The sequence below is a fragment of the Taishania pollutisoli genome (assembly GCF_014518315.1).
Classification (GTDB): Bacteria; Bacteroidota; Bacteroidia; order Flavobacteriales_D; family Crocinitomicaceae; genus Taishania; species Taishania pollutisoli.
In genome coordinates, this window is sequence record NZ_JACVEL010000004.1 from 1 (window position 1) to 23986 (window position 23986).

Annotated in this window: 18 protein-coding genes; 1 reads left to right on the forward strand and 17 read right to left on the reverse strand. The window is 41.8% G+C overall.

Translation table 11 applies throughout. From position 1 onward, the window contains the following. Window positions 1-596: 596 nt before the first annotated feature. The 6 genes from H9Y05_RS07160 to rfbA all read right to left on the reverse strand — a co-directional run bounded on the left by H9Y05_RS07160 (window position 597) and on the right by rfbA (window position 10148). Window positions 597-2066: a T9SS type A sorting domain-containing protein gene (locus H9Y05_RS07160; protein ID WP_163489660.1), complete on the reverse strand. Its 1470-nt coding sequence runs from the start codon at window positions 2064-2066 to the stop codon at window positions 597-599. Between the two features lie 12 nt (window positions 2067-2078). Then, window positions 2079-3344, reverse strand: a complete 1266-nt coding sequence (locus tag H9Y05_RS07165; protein WP_163489661.1) for a hypothetical protein — start codon at window positions 3342-3344, stop codon at window positions 2079-2081. A 186-nt stretch (window positions 3345-3530) separates the two neighbouring features. Next, complete coding sequence (locus tag H9Y05_RS07170; RefSeq protein ID WP_216713904.1) at window positions 3531-7808, reverse strand: PKD domain-containing protein; 4278 nt, start codon at window positions 7806-7808, stop codon at window positions 3531-3533. 149 nt (window positions 7809-7957) lie between these two features. Further along, window positions 7958-8284, reverse strand: a complete 327-nt coding sequence (locus H9Y05_RS07175) for a LytR/AlgR family response regulator transcription factor (protein WP_163489663.1) — start codon at window positions 8282-8284, stop codon at window positions 7958-7960. A 32-nt stretch (window positions 8285-8316) separates the two neighbouring features. Beyond that, window positions 8317-9282, reverse strand: coding sequence for a polyprenyl synthetase family protein (locus H9Y05_RS07180; RefSeq protein ID WP_216713905.1), 966 nt, complete (start codon window positions 9280-9282; stop codon window positions 8317-8319). Further along, window positions 9282-10148, reverse strand: a complete 867-nt coding sequence (gene rfbA / locus H9Y05_RS07185) for a glucose-1-phosphate thymidylyltransferase RfbA (RefSeq protein ID WP_216713906.1) — start codon at window positions 10146-10148, stop codon at window positions 9282-9284. The genes H9Y05_RS07180 and rfbA overlap by 1 nt, the downstream gene beginning before the upstream one ends. Window positions 10149-10365: 217 nt before the next feature. Here rfbA and H9Y05_RS07190 point away from each other — a divergent pair, with 217 nt between their 5' ends. Beyond that, window positions 10366-12210 carry a T9SS type A sorting domain-containing protein gene (locus tag H9Y05_RS07190; RefSeq protein WP_216713907.1) on the forward strand — a complete coding sequence of 615 codons (1845 nt, stop codon included), beginning with the start codon at window positions 10366-10368 and terminating at the stop codon, window positions 12208-12210. Window positions 12211-12568: 358 nt separating this feature from the next. Here H9Y05_RS07190 and H9Y05_RS07195 read toward each other — a convergent pair whose 3' ends face one another. The 11 genes from H9Y05_RS07195 to H9Y05_RS07245 form a co-directional block, all read right to left on the reverse strand. Continuing rightward, entirely contained in the window at window positions 12569-15289 is a 2721-nt protein-coding gene (locus H9Y05_RS07195; RefSeq protein ID WP_216713908.1) for an efflux RND transporter permease subunit, read from the reverse strand. A 177-nt stretch (window positions 15290-15466) separates the two neighbouring features. After that, window positions 15467-15805 carry a preprotein translocase subunit SecG gene (gene secG / locus H9Y05_RS07200; protein WP_163489668.1) on the reverse strand — a complete coding sequence of 113 codons (339 nt, stop codon included), beginning with the start codon at window positions 15803-15805 and terminating at the stop codon, window positions 15467-15469. A gap of 4 nt (window positions 15806-15809) precedes the next feature. Beyond that, the gene (locus tag H9Y05_RS07205; protein ID WP_216713909.1) at window positions 15810-16844 is read right to left on the reverse strand and encodes a hypothetical protein; all 1035 of its coding nucleotides are present in this window, start codon (window positions 16842-16844) and stop codon (window positions 15810-15812) included. Continuing rightward, entirely contained in the window at window positions 16844-17251 is a 408-nt protein-coding gene (gene lptE / locus H9Y05_RS07210; protein WP_216713910.1) for an LPS assembly lipoprotein LptE, read from the reverse strand. Before lptE ends, H9Y05_RS07205 begins: the two co-directional genes overlap by 1 nt. Window positions 17252-17364: 113 nt before the next feature. Next, the gene (locus H9Y05_RS07215; RefSeq protein ID WP_163489671.1) at window positions 17365-18630 is read right to left on the reverse strand and encodes a sigma-54 interaction domain-containing protein; all 1266 of its coding nucleotides are present in this window, start codon (window positions 18628-18630) and stop codon (window positions 17365-17367) included. 20 nt (window positions 18631-18650) lie between these two features. After that, complete coding sequence (gene miaB / locus H9Y05_RS07220; protein WP_163489672.1) at window positions 18651-20108, reverse strand: tRNA (N6-isopentenyl adenosine(37)-C2)-methylthiotransferase MiaB; 1458 nt, start codon at window positions 20106-20108, stop codon at window positions 18651-18653. A 139-nt stretch (window positions 20109-20247) separates the two neighbouring features. Continuing rightward, the gene (locus tag H9Y05_RS07225) at window positions 20248-21234 is read right to left on the reverse strand and encodes a hypothetical protein (RefSeq protein WP_163489673.1); all 987 of its coding nucleotides are present in this window, start codon (window positions 21232-21234) and stop codon (window positions 20248-20250) included. 19 nt (window positions 21235-21253) lie between these two features. Next, complete coding sequence (locus H9Y05_RS07230; RefSeq protein WP_216713911.1) at window positions 21254-21700, reverse strand: FKBP-type peptidyl-prolyl cis-trans isomerase; 447 nt, start codon at window positions 21698-21700, stop codon at window positions 21254-21256. A 57-nt stretch (window positions 21701-21757) separates the two neighbouring features. After that, window positions 21758-22645 (reverse strand): TraB/GumN family protein, encoded by an 888-nt coding sequence (locus tag H9Y05_RS07235; RefSeq protein WP_216713912.1) that lies wholly within the window; start codon window positions 22643-22645, stop codon window positions 21758-21760. A gap of 2 nt (window positions 22646-22647) precedes the next feature. Then, window positions 22648-23355: a class I SAM-dependent methyltransferase gene (locus H9Y05_RS07240; RefSeq protein ID WP_216713913.1), complete on the reverse strand. Its 708-nt coding sequence runs from the start codon at window positions 23353-23355 to the stop codon at window positions 22648-22650. Window positions 23356-23358: 3 nt separating this feature from the next. Further along, window positions 23359-23922, reverse strand: coding sequence for a plasmid pRiA4b ORF-3 family protein (locus H9Y05_RS07245; RefSeq protein ID WP_216713914.1), 564 nt, complete (start codon window positions 23920-23922; stop codon window positions 23359-23361). Between the last annotated feature and the right edge of the window lie 64 nt (window positions 23923-23986).

The following is a 23986-nucleotide window of genomic DNA, read 5'->3' on the forward strand; positions in this document are numbered from 1 at the left end:
GCCTGCCTGCGCTGATGGTACTGCCCTTTTGAGGGTGGGAGAGTAAGTCGATGCCACTTTTTAAAAGCCCATACATTCAGTTGTGTGGGCTTTTTTTCGTTTATATTGGTTCATATACCCTCAAAAGGAGCCCTTTAGTACGCCAGAATTACGGCGCAAGATCGCCATTCCTCCTCTTCACAAACTGTGTTATCCCTTGAACGAATGATGAAATAGTTGAAAGTACTGCTTATGTGATACACCTCAGAAAGTTGATTTTAATTGCTTAACCGGTTTAAATCCAATCTTCCCGTATTGTTTTTATTCAATATCTCTTTTCCCCGCTCTGATGATTTGTTGAATGTATCTTTGACAACAATGATACGGCAGTCATGAGAATATTGTTATACTGTTTTGATTTCTAAAGGCACTCTTACCATAGAAAAATGGATTTGCAGGAACAAAACAGATGAGATGAACCAATTTTATTATTTGTGCTCGCGATACAAAAAAGCCTGGAGAGAATAATCACCGAAGCATATGACCTTTCGTGAATTCAATGAAAGGAATGCGAATGAAATTCTAAATAAGCACTGTATATCCTGCTTAAAAGAAGTCTATTTTACTTCTATTTTTTGATTGTAAATGATCTCTTGTGCGCTATTTCTAATGACTAATACATAGATTCCGGTCGAAACAGTGTTTATGTCAACGCGTGTTTCCTGCAGGCTACTTGCTTTTGTTGTCAGGATCTCTTTACCGACTACATCTATAAGAGAAATTGCAATATCAGAAGAAGAACCGGAAAAAGAGGAGATTGTGAGCTGATCACTGGCAGGATTGGGGTACACAACGATTTCCAGGTTGTTCCCTACTGTCTCAATTGAAACCAATGGATTGGTGCTAAAGTCATCATTGGAACTAATGTAGGGTTGATCTTTACCCATTCGGATAGCAAAAATACTTGATCCACCTGGACCAATATCTTCATTGTATCCAACGGCAATCGCACCATTATTGTAAGTTGTGATGATTTCTCCCAATACCTGAGTGGATATGTATTGCACTGTACCTAACGTTGAGAAGTAGTCTCCGTTATAGGTAAAAGAAAAGAAAAACAAGTCTTCTTTTCCATAAGAAAATTCACCGCTATTGGACGTACAAACGGCAAAACGCCCGGAGGAATTGTGCGTGGTAATACCGACTCCTGCTTCTTTATTATTGTTCTGAGTTGTTGAGTGAATGATAGCTCCGGATGCATCTGTAATAAGTACATATAATTGAGATTGATCAAGAGAAGCATTTATTTTTCCTCCCACTCCATAAATTTTTTGACTGGATAAGTCTATTTCAAGATCTGCTATTTCGTAATGATAGTTATCACCCGATATATGATTCCATAATTGCGTACCATCGTCTTGCATTCTGGTTAACCAAGCCTGTTTGAAATTCGTGAGATTATTATAGAAATAACCGCCGATAATGAATGTCGAGTCGTCAAACATTTGAATGGTTAAAGCATTATCGTTCCCCGGATTTTCAATCTGTTCTTCCCAAAGGACAGTTCCGTTATAGTCGATCCTTACAATATAAATATCCGTTAGCCCGTCAGCGGTATTATTGGTTTCTCCAACAAGAATCAGCCCGTTGTCAGCTGTTAATGCCATGTCGTGCATCCGTTCCCAACCACTTGTCCCATAGGTGTTAAACCATTCTTCTGTTCCATTCTCACTAATTTTCCATAGCGCAAAATCATAGGCTCCGTTTCCGGATGAATTGGTATACCCGCCTACAAAAAATCCATCGTTTGCGATGTGTTTTACCCTTCTTCCCCAATCCGTTTCAGATCCGCCGTAATGGTGTGACCAGACATAATCTCCCAGGCTATCAAGCTTCAGTAAAAACATCTGGGAAGGACCATCCTGAAAACCGGAAGAGGCCCCGGTAATAACGTAGCTGGAATCTGGTAATTCAACGATTCCTTGTCCGAAGTCATATCCGTTACTTGAATATTGCTTGTAGAAATTAGATTGACTGTATCCCGATCCGGAAAGCAGTAAAATGATTAAAAGCACTGATAATTTCATGATCTCATTTTTTTAGTTGTTAAAACGATAGCTCAAACTCAGTGAACCTCCATAGCCTTTTCCTAAACCAATTGCTCCGACAACGTCACTTGTTGCCAAACCAATGTTGAACTGTTTCCAGGCCCCTTGTGCATATAGATTTGCCCGGAAACCAGTGTAGCCTCCATATGAGACACCAATTCCCATCCGGAACCATTTTTTACTTCTGTAATGTGCACCGGCATACAGCATCGGAATAGCCCCGTTTTGAATATAGACTCTCCCTCCGTAAAAAAACTGGAACATTTTGGTGTTGTGTTCATCAATGATTTTTCCGATTTGTACAGTAAAAGGAAGCGCGATGGTTTTAGAGACCGTATCTCGTTTAAGCCCCAATTCATCGCCGATATTTTTTCCTTCTCCAAAGATTGTTTCTCCGTTTGTTAAATTGGATATTGTATATCCATCGTACTGAATAAGTGTATCCATGGAGTAGCGGACAATATTCTTGTTGATAAAACCGACACCTAAATTCTGGATGGAAAATTGTAGGAAAGAAGGTTTTTCTTCAGGCCCGAGTTTAAAAAAGAAGTTTGCATCTACCCCTACACCAATTCCTTTATAATAAGGCCCCGTTGAAGTAATATCTGCACGACCACCGGTTAAAAGTAATTCGGCTGCAAAACCGGACTCATCCTGCTTAAAGGAAGCATCGCCGAGGTAAGCACCGATGTAATTTGTGATTCCATAGATATTGAGTGAAACACTTGATTTACTTTTTCCGTCAATCAAACCGAATCCTATTTTATGTGCGGTAGTTGTTCCCACAACCATATTCGACAAATCTATTTCCGACCCCAGGTAAGGTTCATTCCCACGAAACATGAGTCCGAACAAGCCATTTGTATAGCGCGCAGCACCACTGGAAAACATACCCGCTTTTACTATAATCCCCCAATTTTTGGTTTTAAAAGGTTGGATACTGTAATTTATATATTCCAGTGTCGGTTCTGCATAAAACCCGATTCTGTTCAAGGATCGCTGTTTCCCGTCTAACCGAGTAATCAGATCATTCGGAATTTCTCCTCCGAAAATGAAATAATTTGTGAGTTTATTTGAAACAGACGATGCTGCAAATTCTCCGGATCCAACCAGATTGATTTCATGTTTTCGCTGTAATGTATCGTAATTCAGGGGTAAAAAATTTTGTGCTGTTGAGGAAAACAGTACAAAAAATAAAAAGATAAAGCCAGCAAACAGACGCATCATCATATCAATTCTCAAAAAGGTTGTATTCAATGGTTAACAAATTGTTTTATATGAAAACTATTTACTCAAATGACAGATGATACAAGTTTTCATAGTTTAAACGTATTCCGGATTTAATCCGTTGGCTAAAATAGTTATTTTTTGTTCATCTGATTGTGGGGATATAAAACAAAAAAGGGGACACATCGTCCCCTTGTACTTATTGCTAATATTGGATTACCTGATTAGGTTGACATGTCCGGTAAATTGTGATTGCTGACTTGAAGTCCGTCCTTTCACATCAATTTTCCAGGTGTATGTTCCGTCCTGACATAATTTGCCGTCAATACCATACTTTCCGTTCCATCCTACATTCGTATCGTGTGACTCGAAAATAACCTCTCCCCATCGGTTAAAGATCAGTAATGTATAATTGTACGGATCAAATCCTGTTGTGAAGATTGGTTTGAATGTTTCATTGTAATCATCTCCATCCGGTGTAAATGTATTCGGAACGTAGAATAACAACTCTTCTTTCAATGTTACAGTCGCGTAAGCCGTATCCACACATCCCGCAGGAGTTGATGCAACCAGCATTACCTGGTAAACACCGGCAAAATCATTCGGGTATTCGTGGTATGGAGAATGTTCATAGCCAGGTGCTGTTCCATCTCCGAAATCCCAATAATAAGAGGTTGCACCGGATGATTCATTAATCATTTGCGTTTCCCAGTCATAAGTTGTCAACTCTGCCGGCTTAGGGTAGAAATCTGCGATAGGATTCGCTTCGACACAAACATAGTTATTGATTGTTAAGCTATTGGTACATCCTTCCGGTGTGCTAACAACCAGTGTTACATCGAAGCAACCAGGGACATCGAATACCGAAGAAACAGATCCACAACCTTGCAGTACTTCACCATTCCCCAGATACCATGTACAGTTTGTCAGGTTTCCGGTAGAATTATTGGTAAAGGTTGGTATAACAGGGCTACAGCCATATAAATTGATTCCGTCGATATCCATTACCGGGATCGGCACGACATTTACAGTAATCTGATCGGTGTTACGACAACCATTGTGATCCGTTCCGATTACAGTATACGTAGTTGTATCAGTAGGGGTGAACGGGACGCCGTTTGTCACTCCGTTGTCCCACTGATATGTTTGCGCACCCGAACCTGTCAGTACGATTGGAACACCTGCACACACCGGGAAGTCATTTCCTGCGGAAACGTTCGGCAAAGCATGAATGGTAACAATGGTCGATACATTTTGTGTTTGTTGACAGCCCAATGCACTTCCCTCCTGGATATTGGTAATTGTATAAATAAATGTACCCGTGGTCCCTGTAGAAACAGGGAATGTAACCGTTGAACCGGTAGAAGTAGCATACTGTGTTGCTCCTCCGTTGATGTTGTAGGCGAATGTATATGGTGCAGTACCTACAGAACCGGTAAATACAACTTCAGGAAGAACAGCATCCATGTGACATGCCTGAACAGGGTTCGAAATAGATGCAACAGGAAGCGGATTAACAGTAATTGTTTCCGTTAAATTTAAATCCTGGTTACATAAACTTGCAGGATCCATCACGTTTGTCAGCGTATAGACGTACGTTCCCGGAACAGCTGTTGATTGAGTAACTGTTGCACTATTGGACCCTGAAGTGGTAATCGTCTGTGTCGGACCTCCGTTGATCGTGTAGCTGTAGGTATACTCTCCGGAACTGTTCTGACCGGTAAATGTGATCACAGGCGCTGCCGCATCCTGACAAACCGTTACGGTACCTCCTATTGTTGCAGTTGGCATCAGATTCACAACAACGGTTGCAGTACCGGATTGTGTCTGGAAACATCCTGTTGTAACATCCATTACAGAGATCAATTCATATACATAAGTTCCTCCGACACTTGTAGGAACGTTAACCGTTACACTCGGAGAACCGGAAGTCATAATCGTTTCATGAACACCCCCGTTGATGGTATAAGTAAACTCATAATCGGAAGTGCCGTAATCACCGGTGAATGTGATTTGAGGCTGTGCATCGTTCTGACAAACAGTCGTTGACCCGTAGATTGTTGCTGCAGGCAATGGGTTGACAGTGATTGTCTGTGTTTCATTGATGTTCTGATTACAACCTGTTGCAGGGTCAGCAACGTTCAACAGTTCGTAAACATACGTTCCCGGAACATTTGTAGGAGCGTTTACAGTGGCTTGATTGCTTCCTCCTGTTGTTGTAATTGTTTGAGAAGACCCTCCGTTGATTGCATAGGAAAATGTATAATTCCCGCTGCTTCCGGTTCCTGTGAATGTAATCACTGGTTGTGCATCGTTCTGACAAACAACAGTTGTTCCGGTAATACCGGCATCCGGCAACGGGTTTACAACAACCGTAGACGTGTGTCCCGGACCAGTAAACGTTTGAGAACATCCGGTAGTTACATCTTCAACAGATAATAAAGTGTATTGGAATGTTCCCGGAGTCGTGGTCGCCACAGTAATTGTTGCTGTGTTTGTACCGCTGGTAGAAATTGTTTGGCTGGCTCCTCCGTTTAATGAGTAAGTAAACTGATAATCGGAAGTTCCGTTAGATCCTGTGAATGTAATAACAGGAGCGGCAGCACCCTGACAAACAATCGCATCTGTTGCAATGGTTGCGTTTGGTATCGGATTAACGACAATTGTAACGGCTCCTGTCTGATCTTGCTCACACATAGCGGAGCTGGAGGAGGAAACATGTGTCAGGTTGTATGTATAACTACCTGGAGTGGTAGTTGGTACAGGAACTGTTACCGAGTTTCCGGAAGACGTGGTTACTGTTTGAGCGGGGCCTCCGTTAATGTTGTATGTAAATGTAAATGGCGGAGGAGTCTGGCTTCCTGTAAACGTCACCTCGGGAGGAGTCGTACCGGAACAGACAACGGTATTTCCGCCTATGGTTGCTTCCGGTCCTTGTATGACTGTTATTGGGACCTGACTTGTGTTTGTACATCCGTCTGATGTTTGCATTGTGAGTGTAGCGTTGAAGGTACCCAATGAATTATAGGTATGGTTATTTGCCGTATAGGTTCCTGTAGTTTGAGGTACACCTGTTATTGTACCGGTGGAAGCGGGGGTACTTATTCCATCTCCGTAATTCCATTGATAGGAGGTAATGGTACCGCCGGTTTCTACAGTAGAGTTATTTGTAAAATTCACATTCCCCCCAATACAAATAGAGGTATTGTCTACTGAAAAATCAGCTGTCGGAACAGGGTAGATAGAAGCATTATAAGTCAATGTTGCAGAACAAATAGATCCAATTGGTAATATATTCACGGTATAAACCCCCGGAGTTGTTACCACAATCTGCTGCGTTGTTTCTCCTGTACTCCACTGATATGCCTGAATACCTTCAGAAGGAGCAGATAAAACCGTAGATGATCCTTCGCAGAATTGTTCAACCTCCATATTTTCACAGCTTACATCCACATAAGCATAGCCCCAGTGACCGGATTGAGAACAGTCTCCGACAGTGATTTCAAGTGTGATGGTTTGACCGATATAAGATTCCAACGGAACAAAAACGGAAGTCCAGTCGCGGTAAGCAACTCCTCCACCGGTAACCCACCCCGGGGCTCCGTCTCCAAAATACGAAAAGTATTGTGCACAGGAAATTTCCGACCCGCCAACAAAGACACGGGCACTGAAGAATGGTCTTTGCGGGTTTGTATGTCCCGTTCCGGGATCTTGTAAAACAGCCATATAGCTATAGGTAATAGCAGGATTACTGGCAGCTACAACAAATGTTTTCCGTAAACGGGCATACCTTGAACCTGTTCCTGTTCCATCTCCCAACATAGCAGAATTACCCCCCTGAAAAACTCTTGAAGATCCGGTATATGCATCCGTACCTCCCGATACAATAGCATGTTGACCTCCACAGGCTGTTCCTTCACTGGTTGTTCCCCCCATAGTTGCCCCCGTTACAGTTCCACAAAATGCGGTCCATCCGGTATAATCACCTGTCTCAAAGTCTGCGTTCAGACAGGCAGCTGTTTTAGGAGTGTTATCTGTATTCGGCTCTTTCTTAGGAATGAATACACCCTTACTAACCTGATCCATTTCAGAGTTGCTTGTAACTACAGGCTTTTCAAACCAATAATTGTCTTTTGTTTTTTCAATCAGTTCAATGAAAATGGTACCCAACTCATTTGTACTTCTGTTTTTGAAACACACTTCATTCACCAGGTAATTGATAAATTTTTCTTTTTCATACGAGTTCAGTTGCATGAATTCTGAAAAATCAATTTGAAAATGACGCGTGAAGTCTTTTTTGAATGAGGTATTCCTCTCAAGCTTGTCAAAAGCAACTTTCACATCCTTTGTACAACTTACTTCATGACTGGATACACATGAAGCGGTATGTACATGCTCCTGAGAAAATGAAAAATTCATTACAAAAACCGTAAGAATTATACTCAACCAGAAGTTAAGCTTCCCCCCTTTATTGACCTTGTAGTTAGTAGCCATAGTATAAAGTATTAATGAGTGTTAAAAATAGCATTATTATAAAAGTTCCCTATAATTAATACGTTAAAATATCCACCAGGTAGGTTTCAAACCTACTCTATTTAATAACTGGTATGTTCGTGGTAAATTATGGTTTAAATTTCGACGAATTAGGAGTTGCTGATAAAAGCTGTCAACTCATCCCGTTTCCTTCTGGAGACAGGAATTGATGTATTGTCCATGAGGATGATATTCCAATTTTCCCCTTTTTGGATGTAGAGTATAAAATTGATATTCACAACGTAGGAATTGTGAACGCGTATAAACAAATGCTCGGGAAGATGATGACTTCCGATGTTGGAAGAGCTGGTTACTCTCCGCTTATTGGAGGTAACAAAGGTCGTGTATTTTCCACTTGATTGGATATACATAATTTCTGCATAACTAATCATATCAATCCTGTCCACAGAATTAATAATAATTCTATTTCTATTCATTGGTAGTAAGTATTGATGGTTTGTAAGTTAACTTAAACGTCTCGTTTTAAAAGGTATTCACTGATTTGATTTAACAGTAATTTATTTTTGTCCGGAACACTTACTTTATTCATTTCTTGCTGAGCCAGAAAAAAGTAATGGTTCATCATGTCAACACTCTTATTTTTCACACCTATTTCATCAAATAGCTGCCTGGTTTCGTGCACTTTTAGTTGTCCGTTTTGCTCAATCGATAACGCATTTAGTTTCTTCAACTGCTCATCACTGGCATTTTCCCTGGCCAAAAGATATAAAATTGTTTTTTTATTTGCAATTACATCTCCTCCTGTTTGCTTTCCGAATTTATCCGGGTCCGCGTACAAATCGAGGATATCGTCCTGAATTTGAAACGCCAGCCCGACGTAAACACCAAAGTTATAAATGTGTTTCCGGTCGTCTTCAGAAGCATTTGCGATAATTGCCGCAAGTTCCAACGCACATCCCAGTAATACAGATGTTTTTAACCGGATCATCTCAATGTAATCGCTGATACTGACTGCCGTTCGTTCCTGGTAGTCCATGTCCATTTGCTGCCCTTCACAAATTTCCACAGATGTTTTATTAAATGCTTCCAGTAATAAACGTAAATTACCTTCCTGTTGTTCAAGTAACTGGTACGCTTTGATCATCAGCATATCTCCGGACAAGATGGCGGTATTGGAATTCCATTTGATATGAACGGTTTCATACCCCCTTCTTAATGGTGCTGCATCCATTATATCGTCATGGATCAGTGTGAAATTATGAAATATTTCAACTGCTAAAGCGGCGTGAATTGCTCTTTCTTTTTCCAGACCAAACAATTCCGCACCAAGCAACGTTAACACAGGCCGCATCCGTTTTCCCCCGATTTGCAGAAAATACCGAATCGGATCATACAGTGTTAAAGGGAGATCAGGAATGCTTATTTTTTTTAATTCACGCTCAACATAGGAGGTGTACGCAGCGATAAATTCCATTAATTTTTGTTGATTAAATGAAGTAAATATTCACCGTACCCACTCTTTATAAGCGGTTGCGCAATTTTCCGAAGCTGCTCTTCATTGATATAGCCATTTCTGAATGCCACTTCTTCGATACAACCGATTTTTAGTCCTTGCCGTTCTTCGATGACTTGTACAAATTGCCCTGCCTGCATAAGTGAAGCGAACGTACCCGTATCTAACCATGCAGTTCCCCGGCTTAAAACCGCAACTTTTAATTGATTTCTTCTTAGATATTCAGCGTTTACATCCGTTATCTCATATTCACCTCTTGCCGAAGGTTGCAGATTCTTAGCTATTTCGACAACGGTGTTATCGTAAAAGTACAATCCCGGAACAGCATAATTGGATTTAGGAACAAGTGGTTTCTCTTCAATTGAAATCGCACGCATTGAGTCATCAAATTCGACTACTCCGTATCGTTTGGGGTCACTGACGTGATAAGCATACACAACACCGCCGGTCGGATCATTGTTTTCTTTGAGCAATTCATCCATTCCGACACCGTAGAAAATATTATCTCCCAGAATCAGTGCAACTTTTTCATTTCCGATGAATTCTTCTCCGATTACAAATGCCTGTGCCAGGCCGTTGGGTTTTTCCTGTACTTTATACTGAAAACTACATCCCAATGAGGATCCATCCCCCAATAAACGTTGAAAATGCGGTAAATCATGTGGTGTTGAGATGATTAATATGTCCCGTATTCCGGCATCCATCAGGATAGAAAGCGGATAATAAATCATCGGTTTGTCATAGACGGGCATAAGTTGTTTACTGACTGCTAATGTTAATGGATGCAAGCGGGTTCCGGAGCCACCTGCAAGAATAATCCCCTTCATGAATGTTCGTTTTGTTCAATAACCAAAGTAACGCATTTTTTTTCATATGGAAGATGCATCAATAACTTACAAGACAGAATAAACTTGTTAAAAAGTACCACGATTTAATGAGAAAAACAAGAATGTGTTATATTTGCTTTCAGGCAATATGGAAAATACTACTTTTTGACAGGTCTATTGCCCAAGCGAATTTTATAACTAAAACTTTCAGGAAATTATGAAAAAATGGGAACTTCACAGGAAATTCAAGGCAATCGTTTTGAATTCAAAATTTACTTTTTTTACTGGTGTTTTTTGTCTTACAACAAGTATTCATGCTCAAAACTGGGAGCAACTGGTCAAATTAACGGCAGGTGACAGAGCGGCAATGTCCCGCTTCGGCCACAGCGTTGATATTTCAGGAGATTATGCAGTTGTAGGAGCTCCATTTAGTGGGAATGATGAGAATGGCGGGAATTTCCTGGATCAGGCAGGCGCAGCTTATATTTTGCACAATAATTCAGGTACCTGGTCTGTTGTTCAGAAAATTGTTGCTTCAGACCGTGCTCAATATGATTTTTTTGGTGGATCTGTTGCCATTGATGACGATTACATTGTGGTCGGTGCAAACATGGAATCCCATGATGAGACAGGTGGAAATCTCCAAAACAGAGCAGGTTCCGCCTATATTTTTCGCAATAACGGAGGTACCTGGTCACAAGTTCAGAAAATTGTAGCATCGGACAGAGCCGCAGATGATTTCTTTGGTTATTCTGTCTCCATTGATGATGATTATATCCTTGTCGGGGCATATGGTGAAGATCACAATGTCGCAGGGGTATCGATGATGTCAAAGTCCGGTTCAGCCTATATCTTTAAAAATAACTCAGGTACCTGGTCACAGGTTCAGAAAATTGTAGCATCGGACAGAGCTGCAGATGATCAATTCGGATATGCAGTAAGTATCTCCAAAGATAAACTGATTGTCGGAGCGTATACGGAAGACCATGATGTAACAGGAGGAAATGCATTGCAAGGAGCCGGATCTGCATACATTTTTGTGGACAACGCCGGAACCTGGACAGAACAGCAGAAAATTGTTGCTTCAGACAGAGGATTTGACGATAACTTTGGCTATTCGGTAGCAATCAATAACACAACAGTTGTTGTAGGTGCTTTTAAAGAGTCTGAAGATGCAACCGGAGGAAATACCATGCAGAATTCCGGGTCCGCTTATGTATTCGATTACCAATCCGGTACCTGGTCACAGACACAAAAAATAGTAGCGAGTGACAGAGATGCGATGGATTATTTTGGTGCTTCAGTTGATCTGTCTGATAACTATATTGTTGTAGGGGCTTATTCAGAAACAGAAGATGAGCAAGGACAGGATAGCTTGTTTATGGCAGGATCGGCATACATCTTTAAAAATGAATCTGGTGTCTGGCAACAAGAACAAAAGATCGTTGCAGCCGACAGAACGGCTGATGATTATTATGGATTTGATGTAGCAATTACAAATACCTTTGTGTTGGTAGGGGCAGCAAGAGATTCTGAAAATGCAACAGGAGGAAGTCCGTTGAATCAGGCCGGTTCGGTATATCTTTACCGAATAGCGTGTACAACAGACAATACGGTTTCTGTGAGCGGTGGTACCATCACTGCAAACCTGGCAGGTGCAACCTATCAGTGGATTGATTGTAATTCAAACACACCTGTTGCGGGAGAGACATCCCAATCATTTACACCGACAATTACAGGAGACTATGCGGTAGAAGTTACGGCAAATGGTTGTACAACAACTTCCGTGTGTACAGCAATCAGTGTCGTTGGATTGGATGGATTAGAACAAAATGGTCTTAGCATCTACCCGAATCCGAATAACGGGATGTTTACAATTACTTCAGAAAGTGGCTTGGAGAATACGGTGATCGAAGTTTACTCGATTGTTGGAACAGTTGTGTACACAAATGCAGCAATAACAGGGAACAGCCTGACCATTGATTTGCAAAATGAGCGCTCAGGTGTTTACTTCGTAAAAGTAAATGACAGATCGGTTATAAAACTGGTGAAGAATAATTAAGACAAATATTATACAATGGTAAAGCCCCGGAATTTATTTTCCGGGGCTTTTATTTTGATAATCATCACAACTTTAACGCGATGATGTGCTCTAAAAGTCAGGTGACGAAATGGTGTTGAAATAACTGCCTGAGTGAATCAGATGAACGGGTTGAAAGCTATTTTGTATGGTGCAATTCTTTTGTTCTATCACTACAGGTCTACGAATGGTTTGTTGCGTCTTGATCAAGGGCTATACTGATAATCAGAATCTAACAGGAATCATCATCCGGGAAATATGAATGAAAGCAAAAGACAGTTGTATGAACACATATACCGACTTCAGAACAGGAGGTAAAGAAATTGTCGGGGGAGCAGCCTTAAACAGATGCAGCAGGAGGTGTATTGTCTTCCTCTGTTTTACTGTCCTTGCTGTCATCCTCATCTTCTGCTTCTGATCTGTCTAATGAGAAATGCTCCACTTCTTTGTCGTCAATTTCTAAATTGCTCCAGTCAACATCATCATCGTCATCGTACACGTCAAAGAATGGTTCCTGGAATGTTTTGGTAGACAAGCGTTTCTCCAGGCTGAGCAATACAGACGGAACCAAAATCAGGTTGGTACTGATGGCGATTAACAAGGTCATGGAAACAAGTAGTCCCAATGCCTGCGTTCCTCCGAATTCGGAGAAAGTAAATACAGAAAATCCGAAGAAAAGAATAATGGAAGTATAGAACATCCCCAGACCTGCTTCGCGAAGTGATTCAATAACACTGTCTTTTAAGTCGTGTTTACCGCTCTTGAGCTCCTGACGGTATTTTGCCAGGAAGTGGATGGAGTCATCCGCAGTAATCCCAAACGAAATGTTGAACACCAGCAATGTGGAAGGCTTCAAAGGAATACCCAACCAACCCATGATTCCTCCGGTAATGACAAGTGGAATTAAATTCGGAACGAGTGATACAAATACCATTCCCCACGAACGGAACAATAATGCCATTAACAATCCAACGGTGATGACCGCGAAAACAATTCCCCCCAGCAAACTGTCAACCAGGTATTTTGTTCCTTCTGCTGCAACAACGGCGGTACCGGTAACTGTAGCATCCATGTATTCATAGTCAATCGCTTCCCGGAGTTGCTGATTGAAATTATCTTTTTTATAATATTCCCTTATTTTATCAAAATCAGAATCGAATGCGTACTGCAATTCGTCATCTCCTTTCGAAATAATTGTTGTAAGTGTATTGTATACTTCCGGGTACGATTCCAATAATGAGTCGATATACACCTGGTTACCGGCGATTATTTTAGAATAATATTTTTCGATCGCTCCCTTGTTCGGATTCAGTATCTGATCGATCTCTTTTTTAACCAGTTCTGCTTTGTCACTCAACTCATACGATCCCAAATCCTTAATTTGTGCACGAATACGCAAGGTCGTGTTGGTTGTATCAAGCAACTCCTTCATTTTCAAGGAGCTGTTCAGGTTCGTCAGATCAAAATTATCGATGTATGTCTTGAGTCGGACTTTGTCCCGGTTGTTGAATATTTCATATTTATCGGGATTGTTCCCGTAATAGGCCATATTGATGACTTTAATGAAATCAACCATGGAAATGCTTTTGGAGAATAGCGTGTCATCTGCATACCTCTGCTGGATAGCCTCTACTTTTTCCAGTGTCGACTTCTTAAACAAGCGGTTTTGCGCCTTGTAGTTGATCATTACTTCAAACGGGATGGATCCGCCAAAGTTATCTTCAATAAATAAGATGTCTTTTAAAATCTGGTGATCCTTGGACAAGTCGCCGGTAATGTTTCCGGTAGCACGGACTTTCATCATTCCCCAGAGGCTGAAAACCAATACAACCGCGGTTCCGATATACACCCACTTTCGTTGCTTTTCTACAAGGTAAACCATTCCGTTGAGGAATTTTACGGCTAATCCCCGATCCAGGTGGCGCAGGTGCTTGTTACTTGGTTTTTGTGTCAACGTAGATACAATCGGTAAGATACAGATCGACAAGACAAACAATACCATAATATTCAGTGCCGCGATCAAACCAAATTCCATTAATTTATCGGAATTGGTGAATACCAGCGTGAAAAACCCCAGTGCAGTGATGACGTTGGTAATAAATGTTGCGGTACCGACTTTCCCGATAACGCGGGTCAAAGCCTTAATTTTGTTACCGTGTGACTTGATCTCCTGGTGGAATTTGGTCATCAGGAACACACAGTTCGGCATTCCGATGACGATCATCAACGGAGGAATCAGGGCCATGAGAACGGAAATGTGGAATCCGAACAGGGCAATACTTCCCAGGGACCAGACAACGGCAACAGAAATAACAATGTTACAGATCAGAACGACTCTGAGTGACCGGAAAATTAAATAGGTTAAAAGTGATGTTGCAAAAATGGCCAGACCGATAAACAAGTACATTTCGGTAATGATCCGTTTACTGATCACAACACGGATGTGTGGAAGCCCTGCGAAGCGTATTTGCCCGAAATCTTTTTCGTACGATTGTGCGAGCTCTTCAATTTCCAGGATGACATTTGCCTTTTTCTGATCGGAAAGAAACTCTTCCTGGACATTGATCATCATCAGGGAAACATGCGTACTGTCATTATATAAAATGCCATTATAAATGGGCACACGCTTGACTTCTTCTTCTATCTGCTGAACCGATTTTTCCTGGAAACGGGTGTCTGAAAAGATTTTTCTGACTTCAAACTCTTGTTTTTCAATATTGTTTTCTACAGAATAAAGCGTCGCTTCTGAAATAACACCTTCAACACCGTCAAAGGTTAAAATGGAATCACCCAGTTTTTTCCATTTCAGTAAACGGTCTTCTGTATACAGTGAGTCTGTTTGAATGGCTAAAACCAATGCGCCACCGTCTTCCCCAAATTGTTCCTTGAATTTGACATAATCAATTTTTGCAGGAGATTCTTTGGGAAGAATAAAACCATACTTGTTATCTAACTTTAATCCTGTAGCTGCTTCATAACCGAAAAACACAGTCAATAAAGTAATGATTCCAATGATCAGGAATTTATTTCGTAAAATGATATTCGCAAGTAACTGCCACATATTACCTATTTCTTCATTTTTTTAACAGAGGGGGCAAAATTACTGAATAAGAAATTCGTATGCAACCCATCTTCGTTTTTATTTACAATTGACTCTTTTTACCCGCTTCGGTCAAGAGCGGTAAAAACGAAAAACCCCATAACAAACGTGTTGTTATGGGGCAAATATCTGATAGGATTACTGGCCTTGAGTACCTCCTGCTTGTTGTCCTTGCTGTCCTTGCTGACCGCTCTGTTGCGCCCCGTTTGCAGGTTGCTCCGTTTGATTTGTTTCAGCCGGAGGTGCCTGAGTAAAAGACTTTGTTCTCAACGTCATGATGATACTCAACACAGCGATTAAACCAGCCAATGACCACGTTGCTTTGTCAATAAAGTCATTTGTTTTCTGAACTCCTCCGATTTGTTGCGCCGCTCCGAAGTCCGAACTTAATCCTCCTCCTTTCGGATTTTGAATAAAGACAATAAAGATCAGCAAAACACTTGCGATAATGATCAGTATAGTTATTAAATCATTCATGGTATTATGTATTTAACTTTTTATTTAATTCTTCAATTTGGGTTGCAAAGAAAACCTTTTTTTCTGGAAAAATCAACATTAATTGTTGATAAGCATAAATTGCCTTTGGATAATTGCCCTGGACAGCAAAAATTTTCGCGAGTGTTTCACTGACAGGAAGCTGTGATTCATCTAAGCTTTCCTTTGCTTTCTTTGTTGGATTGAACAGTTCATTCTTGTCTGTTCTGTCCTCAAATAATTTTTCATTCGGAGCCGAAATTTTAGGCTCTTTAACAATGAATTGGTCAATTAATGACGTTGGTTCCGGTTGTTCTGTCTGTGCAGCATTGCTCTTTAACCAGGACGTAAAACTCCGGGCTGTTCCCGTTTGTTCTTCCGTTGTTTTTGGAGAAGGTAGTTTAGTTTGAGACAGTGCGGCAATCAGTTTTTGACGCTCCTGTTCCAACGCATCTTCTTCCGCTTTTTCTGATTGCTGAAGTTTGGCCTCCTCTGCTTCCAGTGAGTACATTTCTGCACCGATATTGAGTGATGTCAGTAATTCATCCGGCAGGGAAGGAAGTTCCGTAGATGCAGCTACTTCGGGCGTGCTGTCAGTAACCGGTATTTCTGCTTCCGGAAATGGTTTCTGCTGATCATTTTCTGTCTGTTCTTCGGATACTTCTGTTGAGGTAAGTTCCGAAATAATTTCTGAAACAGGGGGGATATGGGTAGATTCTGTTTCAGGAATGATTGTTGTTGTGGTAACGGTTTCCTGCTGTTTTTCGCGTGAATCATTTTCCGGAACAGCTGTTGCCGTTACGGATGGTGAATGGTGGAGCAGTTCGAAGAGCACTGCCCTGTCTGAAATGCGGTAAGCGAATTTTTGCAGTTCACTGTCCAGTCGCACATCATTGGTTTGTGCCAGTGTTTTCAAATACAGCAACGGGAACACCTGCGAATAAGGATACGTTTCACAAAGTATTTTAAGTGAATCAATATCTCCGGCAACGCAAAGCTCGGGTTGTTTAATTCGTGCTGCTATTTCGTTCAGGTTCAACATTACCAGTTGGATAGAATTTGGTTAATTACATCCTGTACAATTTGTGTATTGATTTCCGACAGAAGCTGTGATTCAATGGAAGAAATATCCTGACTTGAATTGTAATCAGCGAAACGCGTGCTGACGACTTTCATCTCATGTGTGTAATTGTCATTCGGACAATCGAAATAGATATCCATCGTAGCGGAGACCGTTAAGCGGTTTTGAGCGGCGTTATCTCCTTCCTGCAAGGCGATCGGGCTGACAACATAATTGGTAATCTTCCCGGTGATGGTCACCTGCGGTTTCGTATTTTCCCCGGAAAGTAACAAGCGTGTATTGTTTTGAATCCCGGATTTAATCGCCTCTGTTAGTTCAATCGGATAATTAATCGGTGCATTCGGAGCTGAATTTTCCAGCGGATCCATTTGAAAATGCTTTAAGCAGGCGTGAAGTGAACCGGTATCGTTGAAGGATACACTCGTTGGCCAGCAGGAAGTCAGGCCGGTAGTCAAGAGAAGTACTATGATACTTAAAACTCTCATTCTCCCAGGTTGTATTCTTTGATTTTCCGGTAGAGCGTACGTTCGGAAATACCCAATTCCTGCGCCGCATATTTGCGTTTCCCACGGTGCTTCTCCAATGCTTTCCGAATCAGGTCTTTTTCCTGATCTTCCAGTGAAAGAGATTCTTCCACGACTTCATGGACTTCAAATGCCTCATCTTCTTCTTCCGCGTGGTGATGTCCATAAGGAACTTCCTGTACAACCGGTTTTTCAACAACGGCAGGAGCAATCAGTTTTGCTGTTTCGTATGGAGCTGTTTCCACATCGGCATACAACCGATTGATCAACTCAGCCTGATCTCCGCTTACGGTGAAGTTTCCTCCCTTGTTGATGATTTCAACTACCAGTTTCTTCAATTCGGTCAGGTCCTTTTTCATGTCGAAGAGGAACTTGTACATCAATTCCCGTTCACTGATGCTTTCTTCCGATTCCCGCTGTGCAGGCATATTGGACTTCGGTTGAATCGATGGCAGGTATTGTTGTAATGTACGTGTGTCCAGTTCCCGCTCTGTTTCAATCACGGAAATTTGCTCCACCACATTCTTTAACTGACGAATATTGCCCGGCCACGCATAATGATTGACCATTGCAACGGCATCGCTTGTGAGGCGAATGGTTGGCATCCTGTACTTATCCGCAAAATCACTTGCAAATTTGCGAAATAATAAATGAATATCTTCTCCTCGTTCCCTCAAAGGGGGAAGCGATACGGGAACAGTGCTCAAGCGGTAATACAAATCTTCGCGAAATTTCCCCGAAGCAATGGCATTCTGCATATTCTCATTGGTTGCGGCGACAACCCGTACATTCGTCTTGAGTACTTTAGAAGAACCGACACGCAGAAATTCTCCCGTTTCCAGTACACGCAATAGCCGTACTTGTGTTTGCATAGGCAATTCCGCCACTTCATCCAGGAAAATAGTTCCGCCGTCTGCTACTTCAAAATACCCCTGGCGGTTTCCTGCTGCTCCTGTAAATGATCCTTTTTCGTGACCGAACAGTTCCGAATCAATCGTTCCTTCCGGGATTGCTCCGCAGTTGACAGCAATGTATTCTTTGTGTTTGCGCGCACTCAGGTTATGAATCACCTGGGGAATGATTTCTTTACCGGTTCCGCTTTCTCCTGTTACCAATACCGAAATATCAGTCGGAGCAACTTGTATAGCTACTTCCAGCGCACGATTGAGCATCGGAGCATTTCCAATGATCCCAAAGCGTTGTTTTACTTGTTGCAGCGTCATATTGAATGATGGGTTAGAAGTCAATAATTATGTGCCGGTTCGCACACCGAAACAACCTCGCCTTTCAGCGTTGCAGATGTACAATCGGTAATTTTCACCAGGATGTATTGTCCTTTTTCAAAAGCTCCTTTCGGGAAAATGACCATGGAATTTCTTCCGTCGCGGCCGCACCATTCTTCATCTGACCGCTTGGATTTTCCTTCTACCAGTACTTTTTTCACTTTTCCGATCTGCTGTTTGTGCCAGAAAAGCGAAGAAGCCAATTGCAGGTCAATGATTTCATTGAGGCGTTTTCCTTTCACATCTTCGGGAACATCGTCTTTAAAACGACGTTCAGCCAGTGTTTTTGGTCGCTCGGAATATTTAAACATGTACGCAAATTCGTACTGCACCTCTTTCATGAGGTTCACTGTATCCTGGTGTTCTTCGTCTGTCTCACCGCAGAATCCGGTAATGATGTCTGTTGAAATGGCACAGTCCGGTACAATGCGACGAATTGCTTCGATGCGCTCCAGGTACCATTCACGTGAATATCCTCTGTTCATACGTGCCAGTACTTCCGTATTCCCCGATTGAACGGGTAAGTGGATGTACTCACAGATGTTTTCGTATTTGGCCATTACTTCCAATACATCATCAGTCATATCTTTTGGATGGGACGTTGAGAACCGAACGCGCAGATCCGGAGATACCAATGCCACCATTTCCATTAGCTGTGCAAAATTAGTGGTGGGTTTTCCTTCTTCCTTCACTTCTCCTTTGGAGGTTAAATTCCACCGGTAACTATCTACATTCTGTCCCAGTAAAGTGACTTCGCGGTATCCTTTTTCAAATAAATCCCTGCATTCCTGTACAATCGTTTGCGGATCGCGTGAACGCTCACGTCCTCTGGTAAATGGAACAACGCAGAACGAACACATGTTGTCGCATCCGCGCATGATGGTAACAAACGCGCTTACTCCACCGGTATCCATTCGTACCGGAGAAATATCCGCATACGTTTCTTCCCGGGAAAGTAATACGTTGACGGCACGTTGTCCGGAGCCAACTTCTTCAACAAGATTCGGGAGATCACGGTAAGCATCAGGTCCGGCAACTAAGTCTACCAATTGCTCTTCCTCCAGCAATGATTTTTTCAATCGCTCGGCCATACAGCCCAGAATCCCGACGACCAGTTCGGGCTGATCTGATTTTCGTTTTTTAAATTCAGTCAGACGGTTTCGTACACGTGTTTCCGCATTTTCACGGATCGAACAGGTGTTGATCAATACAACATCTGCCTCTTCGATGTTACGAGTCGTGATATATCCTTCGTTGGTCATGATAGAAGCGACAACTTCACTGTCAGAAAAGTTCATCTGACAACCGTAGCTTTCTACATACAACCGCTTTCCGTTGGCAGCCGGTACAGCGGATTCAACAACCGTTGCTTCTCCCTGGCGACCTTCGTCAATTACTTTATTTTGTTCAAAATCCATTCTACAATCAAACTAGTGTGCAAAAATAGTAATAATACCCATCACTCTGCCAATTTGTCACACTTTTGTAGTGATTTAACGATTTTTTTGCAAAACGGGCCGACTGAATCAATGTGCAGTCCGGAAGTAGAAAAAATGCCTATTTTTTCAGGAAGCGAAGTTCTTTAAATACATCTGTGTATGCGCCGGCTTCCTTGTCAAGGCTATAGATATTGAGAAGAACGGTGTTCTCATTTTTCCACTTGATGCCATTGATCTGGTCTGTAATCATGTAGTCACCATCGGCAACTTCTTCAAAGAGAGCGATTTTGAATAATTCAGAGAAACCGTTTTCTGAAATGGAGTACAAGCACAATTGGTTACTGGTGAGCAGGATTAATTTTTTGTAATCCGGAGAAAGTACAGGAATCCCTTCCGCGAGTGCTTCGCTGTATGAATAGGACGCCCAGCTGATTTCCGTTCCGTTTTTTCTGCTTACCAGCATGTAGCCACTTGTTTGCTCGTAGGAATACTCTGATTCTGCTGGTGCGTCTTCCCAATAAATCAGGTAAGCGTCGATTGTTTTCAGGTATCCCTGGAACTGGTGTGATCTTCCTTTTAACTGGTAACCTGCAAGGTAGGCCATCATCGGACTCATTGCCTCAAAATAGTTAGAAGAAAAGTATGATTTCGTTGTTCCGTTGGACAAATTCACAGTAAGAGACGTATCGTTCTTAGAAAAATACTCCTGGTATTTTTTTTCAACAGCAGTTACTGATGAAGCGTCAAAAAGACCGTAACGAATTCCGGAATAGTCGGGATTAACCGGGAAACTATCACCGGGAGTAAGTGTGATCGTGTAGTTGTCTGTTGTGTATGTCTCCGCTAATTGCCGTGTTTCAATATCCGCATAATAATTGTAGTCGGACAGGTATTCATAATCTGATAGGTATTCTGATTCCCCGCTGTAATTCGGATAGAGCGACCCATCCTCCAGCAGCATGTAATCTGATTTGGAAACTTTGTAGTATTTTTTTGTTTGCTTTACTTTTTGCTGTGCAAATGAAGTTCCGGTTGTTAAGACCAATCCGGCAGTGACGGCAAATAGTGCAATTGCCGCTGTGAATGTTTGTTTAGGTTGTGTCATGTTTATTTAGGATAAAAAATTAGTATGCATCAATAATTTCAATGTCAAAGATCAGGATTGCATCTTCGGGAATTTCACCAATTGCTTGCTGTCCGTATCCCAATTGTGGCGGACAAATAATGGTTGCTTTTCCACCGGGTTTGAGGTAATAGGCGATTTCCCGCCATCCGTGAACCAGGTTTTTCAGAGTGAGTTCTGTCGGTTCTTTTTTCTCATCAAATACTTTTCCGTTGAGTAATTTCCCTTTGTAAATAGCAGAAATAACGTCCGTCGGCTTGATGAGATCTCCTTCCCCTTCGTTCTGAATGTTGTAGTAGAGCCCGGACTCGGAGCGGGTCATATCCAGGTTGTTTTTTTTAACGTATGCTGCGATTTTCTCATCAAATGTTTTTAGCTCATCATCGTTGTATCTCCCACAGGAGAAAAATGTAAGACCAACCAGCAATATCCAAAATAGATGCTTCATGTTATTTATTTTCGGGTACAAAGATAATGATCAGGAAGATTCGTAGTACTGAAAAGATCAGAAGTATACCGGTGTCAGGGTATATCCTTGTTTTTCCAGTAAACGCAAGACCCCCTCTTTTCCTCCCAGGTGCCCTGCACCAACGGCAATAAAGGTCTTTTTCTTTTTAATGAGTGCTTCAATTTGAGGGATCCAGTTGTGGTTGCGTTTGTCCAGCAATTCTTCCGAAGATTCCATCATGCTTCCTCCCTCGTTGATAATGTACTGGTACATTTCATCGACATTCTGTTTGAGGTAATAGTCAAACAAGGTATCAAAGGAGTTCGTGTCTGTTTTCTCTTCGCGGACCACATCCATTACCATTTCCCTCTGCTGTAAAGAATCCATGTTGTCGAACAGTGCTATTTGCTGGGCCACGGTTTCCAACCCTACCACCGGTATTTTTTGCCCGTTAGCAATTGCCTGAATGGTCAGGTCATAGGATTCAATTTCGGAGATCATTTCTTTTTGCGAAGCAATCTGAACCAATGCAAATGGTTTCATTTTACTGAATGCCATTTTAAATTGCTCCGGCTCCATGTCCAGTTTGGCTGTCGCCCACATCAAAATAGAGTCGGCCTGTTCAGGAGTGAAAAAGTCGAAGATAGTTCCCTTTTCCAACAGTAAATATTTCATGACTTCCATCTGATCTACATTTCCGATTTCCAGTACGACCTGCTCGCTGTTTTTTACGAGGTTGGTCAGTTGATCCGGGAAATAGAATTTTTCTTTGTAAATCAGGTGTACCGTACCGAAAATATAGCTGTCTTTTTTGACCTTCTTTCCTTCAATTTTCCACAATAACACATTGGATTGCGTCGGGAAAGAATCAAGGTATTGTCCGGAGACAAAACCGGTAAACAATCCGAAAAAAAGAATGAGCAGCGTTGATTGTATGTTATTCATGATTAGAGGCGTGTTAATTCAACCAGGTAATGATCGTCCTGTTCAAACAGGAGTTCCACAGAGAACCCTGTTTTTTCGGCAGCGTTTTTCAATCGTATAAAATCGACATACAGCCAATCGAACCATTCTGTCTGGTGATCCTTGTATGTCATCTGAAACTTAAAGTTGCCATAGTATTCTGCATTCAGGTCCATCCACATGGAACCGTCTTCCTCTTCATAGAGGTATTGAATATCTGTCGAATCACAAATGATTTTTCCTCCCGGATTGAGCAGTAATTTTGCATGTTCCAGAAAGGATTCCAACTGCTCTAACTTTCCCGCCAGTCCAACACCGTTCATCAGTAATAAAAGGGTATCGTATGTGGCATTTGTGTGTTCCTGAATGGTACCCTGAATGGTCGTGAGTCCGATCGAACGCATGTATTGAACAGCCCCTTCAGAGGGTTCGAGCGCGGTGACATCCAATCCTTTTTCTTTCAGTATTTTAGCGTGGGAACCTGCTCCTGCACCAACATCCAGTACTTTTCCTGCACATCTGTCTAGTGCTTTTTTTTCAAGAACAGGCATCTCTTTTCGCGAGCGGAATAAATAGCCCGATGCAATCACATCGTCTTCGCACAGATCGGAAGCGACAACAATATCCTGTGATGTTCCGGTTGCTGCAAAATCGAGGATCGCCGCACCGATCGGATCATGTTTTACCTGCATGGATTAATAGTCGTCGTACTCATTGAATGAAGAATAGTCTTCATCGTTGTAATCGTCATCAAAGTCGTTGAATCCGAATTCATCGTCTTCTTCATCTTCCCCGAATTCATCAAATTCTCCGGCAAACATACTGTCATTATCGTCTCCGGAACGGGAATCTTCCCTCGGGGCGTCACCTACCGCCAGCGCTACAAGAGGATGGGCAGGCGTTTCTTTTTCGTAACCGACTAATTCCAACAGGAAAATCCACATTTTGATGAAGTCGTAGACCAGGATGATTTTCTGGTCAGGTGCTTCGATGTATTCACGAACAAATGTTTTCGCCATGACCGGAGTTGCATTTTCTTCGTCTCCGAAACTCATGTCTTCCAGTGTGATTTCCTGACCCTTGTCCCATTCATCATTTGACATGTAAAACGATGCCATCTGATCGCCTTTGAATCCAAAAGCCTGAATGCTGATTTTATATAAATCTTCGAAACTTGCCGAATCAGGGATAATGATATCTCTGAATATTTCCGTATTTTCTTTGGAATCCAATAAAACTCTAAATTTCAATCCTGCCATGACATTAATCTGAATATTGGGATAAAAATAATCAAAAAACCGGAGAGGGACCGGAGAAAATGAA